Annotated in this window: 1 protein-coding gene; it reads right to left on the bottom strand. The window is 64.0% G+C overall.

Annotated elements, in window-relative coordinates; genetic code table 11:
- On the bottom strand, positions 1-361 hold a 361-nt coding region (locus ACODSO_RS29315), incomplete at both ends, for a GNAT family N-acetyltransferase (protein ID WP_489040111.1).

Consider the following 361-nt stretch of genomic DNA (forward strand, 5'->3'; position numbering starts at 1 on the left):
GCCGCAGGCATGCAGTCCGGCCTTGCACAGAACCCGGGCGGATGCCGTATTGTCGGGGTTGATGTAAGCCACCACCCGCGGCAGGTGCAGGCTGTGCAAGCCGTACTGCACGCAGGCCGTCGCCGCCTCGCTGGCATAAGACAGCCCACGCCAGGCTGGCAGCATGACATAGCCAACGTCCACATCGGCAAGGCCTGCACGGCGTATCAGGCCGCACATGCCTACCGGCTGGCCGTCTTCGCGCCGTTCCACACACCACAAACCGATGCCGTGCTCGGCATAACTGAGCAAAGGCCCGCGCAGCAGGTAATCGCTGGCTGCTTCAAGAGTACGAATGCCACGATCCGCCACATTGCGGATG

It is taken from the genome of Rhodococcus sp. FG69 (genome assembly GCF_057808915.1).